The following is a 9,610-nucleotide window of genomic DNA, read 5'->3' on the forward strand; positions in this document are numbered from 1 at the left end:
CCGGCGGCGCGCCGGACGCAGTGCACCCTTCCCCGGGGCCATGAGCGGATAGCGGTTTCCGATCTTCAGTCCCCCGATCGGCCGCAGATCAGAAGGTCATATCCTGCGTATGGATCACCGTGCGGTTTACCTACCGCGCTGACGCAGGCCACGTCGCCACAGGAGGGTCGATGACCACCCGTACCGCAGTCATCACCGGTGCCAGCAGTGGGATCGGGGCGGCCACCGCCCGCAGGCTCGCCGCGGCCGGATTTCGCGTCGTCCTGGCCGCGCGTCGCAAGGAGCGGATCGAGGCGCTGGCCGCGGAGCTGACGGAGGCGGGGCACGAGGCCGTGCCGTACGTCCTGGACGTCACCGACCGGGACGCCGTGGCCACCTTCGCCGATCACTTCGACCGCTGTGACGTGCTGGTCAACAACGCGGGCGGGGCCATCGGCGCCGAGACCGTCGCGGCCTCCGACCCGGCCGACTGGCGGGCGATGTACGAGGTCAACGTGATGGGCGTGCTCCAGGTGACGCAGGCCCTGCTGCCCGCCCTCGTCGCCTCCGGCGACGGCACGATCGTGGTGCTTTCCTCCACCGCGGGCCACATCCAGTACGAGGGCGGCGGCGGTTACGTGGCCGCCAAGCACGGCGCGCACGCGATCGCGGGCACGCTGCGGCTGGAACTGTGCGGCGAGCCGGTGCGGGTGATCGAAATCGCTCCGGGCATGGTCATGACGGACGAGTTCGCGGTGAACCGGTTCCGCGGGGACGAGGGCCAGGCCGCCGCCGTCTACGAGGGCGTGGCCGAGCCGCTGACCGCCGACGACGTCGCCGACACCGTCGCCTGGACGGTCACCCGGCCCTCCCACGTCAACATCGACCTGATGGTGGTCCGCCCCCGCGCCCAGGCCGCCCAGCACAAGGTCCACCGCGAGCGCTGAGCGGCCGGGGGCACGACACCGGGGTCAGCCGTCAGCCCTTGACGCAGACGACCTGCTTGAGCCGGGCCACCACCTCGACGAGGTCCCGCTGCTGGTCGATGACCTTCTCGATGGGCTTGTAGGCCCCCGGGATCTCGTCCACGACGCCGGAGTCCTTTCGGCACTCCACGCCCCGCGTCTGCTCCTCCAGGTCCTGCGTCGAGAAACGCTTCTTCGCCTGGTTCCGGCTCATCTTGCGACCGGCGCCGTGCGAGGCCGAGTTGAAGGACGCCTCGTTCCCCAGGCCCCGGACGATGTACGAACCGGTGCCCATCGAGCCGGGGATGATCCCGAAGTCGCCGCGGCCCGCGCGGATGGCGCCCTTCCGGGTCACCAGCAGGTCCATGTCGTCGTACCGCTCCTCGGCCACGTAGTTGTGGTGGCAGGAGATGACCGGCTCGAAGACCGGCCGGGCCTTCGCGAACTCCTTGCGCACGACGTCCTGGAAGAGCGACATCATGATCGCGCGGTTGTACTTGGCGTACTCCTGCGCCCAGAACAGATCGTGCCGGTAGGCGGCCATCTGCGGGGTGTCCGCGATGAAGACGGCCAGATCGCGGTCGATCAGGTCCTGGTTGTGCGGCAGTCCGCGGGCCTGACCGATGTGGTACTCGGCCAGCTCCTTGCCGATGTTGCGGGAACCGGAGTGCAGCATCAGCCAGACCGAACCCTCGTCATCGAGACAGAACTCGATGAAGTGGTTGCCCGATCCGAGCGACCCCATCTGCTTCACGGCCCGCTCCTGGCGGAACTTGACCGCCTCGGCCACTCCTCCGAACCGCCCCCAGAAGTCGTCCCACCCGGTGGTCCGGAACCCGTGCAGCCGCCCCGGGTCGACCGGGTTGTCGTGCATCCCCCGGCCCACCGGAATCGCCTGCTCGATCTTGGACCGCAGCCGCGACAGATCGCCCGGCAGATCATCCGCGGTGAGCGACGACTTGACCGCCGACATCCCGCAGCCGATGTCCACGCCGACCGCCGCCGGGCACACGGCCCCTTGCATCGCGATCACCGAGCCGACGGTGGCGCCCTTCCCGTAGTGCACGTCCGGCATCACGGCCAGGCCCTTGATCCACGGCAGCGTCGCCACGTTCCGCAGCTGCTGCATGGCCCCGCCCTCGACGGTCGCGGGGTCCGCCCACATCCGGATGGGGACCTTCGCCCCGGGCACCTCGACATACGACATGTTTTACTCATTCCCCCGCTAAAGACTGAAAACGCAAAAAACGGGCCCACAGCCCATTCACGACGGCCGACCGGCAGACGCGGCGGCCCGTGCGGTACACATTGTCTCCAGCCATCGCCTACGGGCGGCAAGCAGTTTTCGCTCGAAGGGACACGGATAGTGCAGCCAGCGCAGCGAACGGCCCGTGGACGGCGCGCCACCCCGGCCGCCGCCCTGCTCATCGCCGTGCTCGCCGCCGCGGGACTCAGCGGATGCACCGGCTCCGACCCGAAGCCGGGCGCGGGGGACAGCACCTCCGACGACTCCGGCGCGGAGGTCTCGGCCGAACCGGGCCGCTACAACACCCTCCCCGAGGCGTGTGGCGCCGTGAGCCCCAAGACCCTGCACAGGCTGCTGCCCGGCGGAACCGACGCCGAGAAGGCGTACGAGGGTCAGGCGACCGTGACGTACGACATAGACCGGCGCGACGGCTGCCGCTGGAAGGTCGCGACGCCGAGCGGCACCCGCTATCTGACGCTGGACTTCGAGCGCGTCGTCTCGTACGACCCGTCCGTGAGCGATGACGACCGGGCGCAGGAGCTGTACGAGAAGAAGGCGGTCGCCGCGGACATTCCGGATGCCCCGCCCTCGTCCTCCCCCGGCGCCTCCGACGAGGAGGAGGACGAGCCGAGCGACGACCCATCCTCCTCCTCGTCGCCCGGCTCGGGCGCGAGCGGGTCGAGCGACTCAAGCGGGGCGAGCGCGTCGAGCGGCCAGGGCGGTGCGAGCCCGGAGAGCAGCGAGAGCGGCGCCGGGAGTGAGAAGGGCAACACCGGCGAGAAGGGCGGCACGGGCACCCCGAGCGCGGGCGACGATGAGGGCACCGCAAGCGACGGGGACACGCCGGAGAACCCGGACGCCACCGCCCCGCGTCGCCTCGACGACCTCGCCGACGACGCGTTCCTCAATGACCAGCTGATCACCAAGGACTCCGGAATCCACCGCGACATCACGGTCGTTTTCCGGTCCTCGAATGTGATTGCCACCATTGAGTACGACGAGTGGTCGACCAACAAAAAGGACATTCCCGAAAGCGAAGAACTCCAGGGGAACGCCGAAGACTTGGCCCAGGAGCTCACCGGGCGTCTCACCGAATAGCGAGCCGGGCCGCCCCCGGGCGGGAGACCTCGGGGATTGGGCCGCCCGCGATCGGCCGCGTACCGTGCCGGTAATGACGCGGGCGGTACCACCGCCCATCGACAGAGATTGAGCGAAGGAACCATGCACCGTTCAGCCCCGCGACTCGCCCGAATACTCGCCTGCGCGACCGTGCCGGTCATGCTCGTCGCCGGCTGCTCCTCCGGATCCGACGACAAAAAGGACGCCGAGAGTTCGTCGAGACCCTCCTCACCCAGTGCGTCGCCGTCCGTCGCGGCGGCAAAGTTCAGCAAGCTCCCCGATGTGTGCTCGGCCCTGTCGGGCAAGACCATCGACGAGCTGGTGCCCAAGGCGAAGACCAAGAAGGGCAAGGCCCTCCCCTCGGGTGACACCAACACCTCCGCCACCTGCCTGTGGAACGGCCTCGACGGCTTCAAGTACCGCTCGCTGTCCCTCTCCCTGAAGCTCTTCGACTCCGACGCCGGGCTCGGCACGGGCGACAAGCGCGCCCAGGACTACGCCACCCAGCAGGCGAGCAAGGCATCCTCCGGCGACGGGCTGAAGAACCCCAAGACCGAGCAGGCGGCCATCGGTGACGCGGCGACCACCGTCCGTACCGAGGAGAAGCGGGACGGCGACGACTTCCGGAACCAGACGGTCGTCGCCCGGACCGCCAACGTCGTCGTGACCATCGAGTACGACGGCGCGGGCTACGAGACCGAGAAGACGCCGGACGCCAAGAAGCTGATGGACGACGCCAAGGCCGCGGCCAAGGAGGTCGTCGAATCCGTCGAGAAGGGCGGCGACGGCGCTGGTGGCGGCCAGGACTCCCCGAGTTCCGGCGGCTCCAAGTCCGCCGACGCGTCCAAGGATTCGAAGGGCTCCGAGGACTCCAAGAGCGGCGCCTAGCCGTCTCCGCCGCACCCTTCCCGTCCGTGGCGATTGACGTGTATGCGACCCTGGGCGCGCTGCATGCCAAGGCTTATCGCCAAGGACGGGGAGGGATCGCGGGTGGCCGCGATGCAACTGACACGAACGCATCGAATACTGATCGGCGTGGTCGTCGCCGGGGCGGTGGTGATCGCCGCGATCGGCTTCGCGGGGTCCTACTCCGCGGTCCGCGACCTCGCCGAGAAGAAGGGCTTCGGCGCCTTCGCCAACGTCTTCCCCATCGGGATCGACGCCGGGATCTGCGTCCTGCTGGCCCTGGATCTGCTGCTGACCTGGATCCGCATCCCCTTCCCGCTGCTGCGCCAGACCGCGTGGATGCTCACCGCGGCGACCATCGCCTTCAACGGCGCCGCCGCCTGGCCGGACCCGATCGGCGTCGGCATGCACGGCGTCATCCCGGTGCTCTTCGTGGTCTCCGTCGAGGCGGCCCGGCACGCGATCGGCCGGATCGCCGACATCACCGCCGACCGGCACATGGAGTCGGTCCGCATCGTCCGCTGGCTGCTGGCGCCCATCCCGACCTTCCGGCTGTGGCGCCGGATGAAGCTGTGGGAGCTGCGCAGCTACGACGAGGTCATCCAGCTGGAACAGGACCGGCTGGTCTACCAGACCCGGCTCCAGGCCCGCTACGGGCGGCAGTGGCGCCGCAAGGCCCCGGTGGAGGCGCTGATGCCGCTGCGGCTGGCGCGCTACGGGGTGCCGCTGTCGGACACCGCCCCGGCGGGTCTCGAGGCGGCCGGGCTGGAGGCGAGCGCCTTCTCCCCCGCCGCGCTGCCGTCGGGCACCGCGGGGGGCGGGGCCGGGCGGACGCCGGACACGGCGTACCCGGGGGCGCAGCCGGGCGTCTACGGCGCGGCCAACGGGCAGCCGGGCGTCTACGGGACGGCCGACGGCACCGGCACCGGCTTCGGCGCCGTTCCCGGGCAGCAGCAGCCGCCACCGCAACCACAGCAGCCGCAGGAACTGCCGCTCTCGCTGCCGCTGCCCGTGTACCAGCAGCCGACAGGTCAGGACCACGACGGCCGGGGCGCCGTCCCGTTCGACCCCACTACCGCTTCCCACCCGGCGCAGCACGAGCAGCCGGTGCAGCCCCAGCAGCCCCAGCAGCCGGGTGGGCCCCAGCAGCCCGGGCAGCCGCAGGTCACCGTGCCGGTCGGGCCCAACCGGGTCCGCCAGCTCGGCGGCCAGGGCGTGGGGAACGCCCAGGGCGCGTACGTCCCGGAGCAGCGCGGCCAGGAGCAGCGCGGCCAGGAACAGCGCGATCAGGAGCAGGCGTACGCCGAGTACGAGCAGCCGGGGGCGCCCGCCGCGACGGCGATGCCGGACGACGTCCCGCGCGACGACGTGTTCTACGCGACCTACCGCCAGTACCTCGCCGACAACGCGAAGTACCCCTCGGCGTACCAGTTCGGGCAGCGGCTGCGGGAGGCCTACGGCGTCGCCGACCTCGGCATCGACGAGCTGAACGCTTACGTGACCGACTTCAAGGAGCGCCACCGCATGGAGATGCAGGTGGAGCACACTCCGTAACACCTCATGAACGTGCGAGCCGGGCGGGCACGCGGCCCGCCCGGCTCAGCCGTCACCGCCGTCCGGCTCAGGCCGCGAGCAGCTTGCGCACCCGGTCCGCCCCCACCGCGAGCAGCAGGGTGGGCAGCCGCGGCCCGGTGTCCCGCCCGACCAGCAGCTGGTAGAGCAGCGCGAAGAACGCCCGCTGGGCGACCTTCAGCTCCGGCGTCGGCTTGGCGTCCGCCGACAGCCCCGCCTGGAGCTTCGGCACGCCGTAGACCAGCGTCGTCAGCCCGTCGAGCGACCAGTGCTCGTCCAGCCCGTCGAGCAGCAGCCGCAGCGACTCGCGCTCGGTCTCGCCGAGCGAGGCCAGCAGCTCGGTGTCCGGCTCGTCCCGGACCCGGGTGCGCTGCTCGGCCGGGACCTGGGTGGTGATCCAGCGCTCGGCCCGGTCGAGCCGCGGCCGGGTCTCGTCCAGGGACGTCACCGGGTTCGCCGGGTCCAGCTCGCCGAGGATGCGCAGCGTCTGCTCGTCGTGCCCGGTGGTGATGTCCACCACGGAGGCGAGCATCCGGTACGGCAGCGGGCGCGGGGTGCGGGGCAGCTCACCGCCGGCCGTGCGGGTCGCCCGGCTGTACGCGGCGGCGTCCGCGGGCTGCGCCGAACCGTCGTTGATCTTGCGCTCCAGGGCGTCCCACTCGTCGTAGGTGCGCTGGATCTCCTGGTCGAAGGCGATCTTGAAGGACTGGTTCGGCCGACGGCGGGCGTACAGCCAGCGCAGCAGCGGCGCCTCCATGATCTCCAGCGCGTCTGCCGGGGTCGGCACGCCGCCCTTGGAGGAGGACATCTTGGCCATGCCGCTGATGCCGACGAACGCGTACATCGGGCCGATCGGCTGGTCCCCGCCGAAGACCTCGCGCACGATCTGCCCGCCCACCACGAACGAGGAGCCGGGCGAGGAGTGGTCGACGCCGGAGGGCTCGAAGACGACGCCCTCGTACGCCCAGCGCATCGGCCAGTCGACCTTCCAGACCAGCTTGCCGCGGTTGTGCTCGCTGAGCAGCACGGTCTCGCCGTGGCCGCAGGCGCAGGTGTAGGTCAGCTCGGTGGTCTTGTCGTCGTACGAGGTCACGGTCGTCAGATCGCGCTCGCAGACCGAGCAGTACGGCTTGTACGGGTAGTACCCGGCGCCGCCCGCGCTGCCGTCGTCCTCGGCGGCCGCGCCCGAGCCCTCGGCGGCCTCCAGCTCGGCCTCGTCGACCGGCTTCTGCTGCTTCTTCGCGTCCTTCGCGCCCGGCTTGTCCTTCGTGCGGTACCGGTCGAGGACGGCGTCGATCTGCTCGCGGTGGTGCATCGCGTGCAGGATCTGCTCGCGGTAGGCACCCGAGGTGTACTTCTCGGTCTGGCTGATGCCGTGGAACTCGATGCCCATCGCGCTCAGCGCCTCGATCATCGGCGCCTTGAAGTGCTCGGCCCAGTTCGCGTACGAGGATCCGGGCGGGGCCGGGACGGAGGTCAGCGGCTTGCCGATGTGCTCGGACCAGGACGGGTCGACCCCGGCCGGGACCTTCCGGTACCGGTCGTAGTCGTCCCAGGACAGGATGTGGACGCAGTCGTATCCCCGGCGCCGGATCTCGTCGGCGACCAGGTGCGGAGTCATGACCTCGCGCAGGTTGCCGAGGTGGATCGGGCCGGACGGGCTGAGGCCCGAGGCGCAGACGATCGGTTTGCCGGGCGCGCGTCGCTCCGCCTCGGCAATGACCTCGTCGGCGAATCGGGAGACCCAGTCGGTCTCGGTGCTCTGAGCCACGGTCGGCACTTCCTTCCTTGCGGTCATGGCACCGACCATTGTCCCAGACGGAGGAGGGCCCTCCGGGGTTGCCCACAGGTTGTCGTCATCCCCATCCGGAGTTATCCACAGCCGCCCACAGCCCGGAGAAAGGGTTGGACGGCCCGTGAAATACTGGGGTGGCCAGATTGGTAACCCAGCCCTCTATAGGAACGGCACCTCACCCATGGCCTCGGTCCCCTCCCTTGCCGCTTCGGTCCACCAGCGCGTCGCGAACGCCCTCACGGCTGCCCTGCCGGAGGCCGGTTCCGCGGACCCGCTGCTGCGACGAAGCGACAGGGCCGACTTCCAGGCCAACGGGATGCTGGCGCTGGCGAAGCAGCTGAAGGGGAATCCGCGCGAGCTGGCGGCCAAGGTCGTGGAGCGCCTCCCGGTCGCCCCGTCCTCCGCCGACCCCGACTCGGTGATCGCCGACATCGAGGTCTCCGGCCCCGGCTTCCTCAACATCACCGTCGCGGACTCGGCCATCACCGCGACCCTCGCCGCGCGCGCCGCCGACGACCGGCTCGGCATCCCGTTCGCGGCGGACGCGGGCACGACCGTGATCGACTACGCCCAGCCGAACGTGGCGAAGGAGATGCACGTCGGCCATCTGCGCTCGGCGGTGATCGGCGACGCGGTGGTCAAGATCCTTGAGTTCACCGGCGAGAAGGTGATCCGGCGCCATCACATCGGCGACTGGGGCACCCAGTTCGGCATGCTCATCCAGTACCTGATCGAGCATCCCCACGAGCTGGACCACAAGGACGCCGCCTCCGGCGAAGAGGCGATGTCCAATCTGAACCGGCTCTACAAGGCGGCGCGCGCGCTCTTCGACTCCGACGCGGAGTTCAAGGAGCGCTCCCGGCGGCGGGTGGTGGACCTCCAGGCCGGGGACGAGCAGACGATCGCCCTGTGGCGGAAGTTCGTGGACGAGTCGAAGATCTACTTCTACTCGGTCTTCGACAAGCTCGACATCGAGGTCCATGACCCCGACGTGGTCGGCGAGTCCGGATACAACGACATGCTGGCCGAGACCTGCCGCCTGCTGGAGGAGTCCGGCGTCGCGGTCCGCTCCGAGGGCGCGCTGTGCGTCTTCTTCGACGACGTCAAGGGCCCGGACGGCAACCCGGTGCCGCTGATCGTCCAGAAGTCCGACGGCGGCTTCGGCTACGCGGCCACCGACCTGTCCGCGATCCGCGACCGGGTGCAGAACCTCCAGGCCGACACCCTGCTGTATGTGGTGGACGCCCGGCAGTCGCTGCACTTCAAGATGGTCTTCGAGACCGCCCGCCGGATCGGCTGGCTGAACGAGAAGGTGCACGCCGTCCAGCTCGCCTTCGGCACGGTCCTCGGCAAGGACGGCAAGCCGTTCAAGACGCGTGAGGGCGAGACGGTCCGGCTGGAGGACCTGCTGGACGAGGCCACCGAGCGGGCCGCGGCCGTGGTCCGGGAGAAGAGCGAGAAGCTCGGCCTCACGGAGGCGGAGATCCAGGAGCGCGGCGGCCAGGTGGGCATCGGCGCGGTGAAGTACGCCGACCTGTCCACCTCCGCCTCCCGCGACTACAAGTTCGACCTCGACCAGATGGTCTCGCTCAACGGCGACACCTCGGTCTACCTCCAGTACGCGTACGCCCGCATCCAGTCGATCCTGCGCCGCGCCGGCGAGGCGCAGTCCCCGGCGCCCCACCCGGAGCTGCCGCTGGCCCCCGCCGAGCGGGCGCTGGGCCTCCACGTGGACCAGTTCGCGGAGACGCTGGCCGAGGTGTCCGCGTCGTACGAGCCGCACAAGCTGGCCGCGTACCTCTACCAGCTGGCCTCCCACTTCACGACCTTCTACGACCAGTGCCCGGTCCTGAAGGCGGAGGACGGCCCGGCCCAGGTCGAGAACCGGCTCTTCCTGTGCGACCTGACCGCCCGCACGCTGCGGCAGGGCATGTCCCTGCTGGGCATCCGGACGCCCGAGCGCCTCTGAGCGCTCCCGTTCGCTCCCGTACGTCCGCGCGCGGCGGTCCCGGTCATGCCGACCGGGAC

7 protein-coding genes are annotated in these 9,610 nt (G+C 70.4%); 5 read left to right on the forward strand and 2 right to left on the reverse strand.

Annotated elements, in window-relative coordinates; genetic code table 11:
- Positions 1 to 170: 170 nt before the first annotated feature.
- A complete protein-coding gene (locus EEJ42_RS25580) occupies positions 171 to 926 on the forward strand; it encodes an SDR family NAD(P)-dependent oxidoreductase (RefSeq protein ID WP_123103310.1) in 756 nt (251 codons plus the stop codon).
- Between the two features lie 31 nt (positions 927 to 957).
- Here the strand turns inward: EEJ42_RS25580 and EEJ42_RS25585 are convergent, their stop codons facing one another.
- On the reverse strand, positions 958 to 2,151 hold the full coding sequence (locus EEJ42_RS25585; RefSeq protein WP_123103312.1) for an RtcB family protein: 1,194 nt from the start codon (positions 2,149 to 2,151) through the stop codon (positions 958 to 960).
- A 159-nt stretch (positions 2,152 to 2,310) separates the two neighbouring features.
- On the opposite strand from EEJ42_RS25585, the gene EEJ42_RS25590 reads away from it, so the two are divergent.
- From EEJ42_RS25590 to EEJ42_RS25600, 3 genes are all read left to right on the forward strand, one after another.
- Entirely contained in the window at positions 2,311 to 3,288 is a 978-nt protein-coding gene (locus tag EEJ42_RS25590; protein ID WP_246097367.1) for a DUF3558 domain-containing protein, read from the forward strand.
- Between the two features lie 123 nt (positions 3,289 to 3,411).
- Positions 3,412 to 4,197, forward strand: coding sequence for a hypothetical protein (locus EEJ42_RS25595; RefSeq protein WP_246097369.1), 786 nt, complete (start codon positions 3,412 to 3,414; stop codon positions 4,195 to 4,197).
- A gap of 111 nt (positions 4,198 to 4,308) precedes the next feature.
- Positions 4,309 to 5,769, forward strand: coding sequence for a DUF2637 domain-containing protein (locus EEJ42_RS25600; protein WP_246097371.1), 1,461 nt, complete (start codon positions 4,309 to 4,311; stop codon positions 5,767 to 5,769).
- Between the two features lie 67 nt (positions 5,770 to 5,836).
- On the opposite strand, the gene lysS is transcribed toward EEJ42_RS25600, so the two are convergent.
- Complete coding sequence (gene lysS, locus EEJ42_RS25605) at positions 5,837 to 7,585, reverse strand: lysine--tRNA ligase (protein WP_123103326.1); 1,749 nt, start codon at positions 7,583 to 7,585, stop codon at positions 5,837 to 5,839.
- A gap of 178 nt (positions 7,586 to 7,763) precedes the next feature.
- Between lysS and argS the strand changes: the two genes are divergently transcribed.
- Positions 7,764 to 9,551, forward strand: a complete 1,788-nt coding sequence (gene argS / locus EEJ42_RS25610) for an arginine--tRNA ligase (RefSeq protein ID WP_123103318.1) — start codon at positions 7,764 to 7,766, stop codon at positions 9,549 to 9,551.
- The last annotated feature ends 59 nt before the right edge of the window (positions 9,552 to 9,610 follow it).

Source organism: Streptomyces botrytidirepellens, assembly GCF_003721215.1.
Taxonomy (GTDB): Bacteria; Actinomycetota; Actinomycetes; order Streptomycetales; family Streptomycetaceae; genus Streptomyces; species Streptomyces himastatinicus.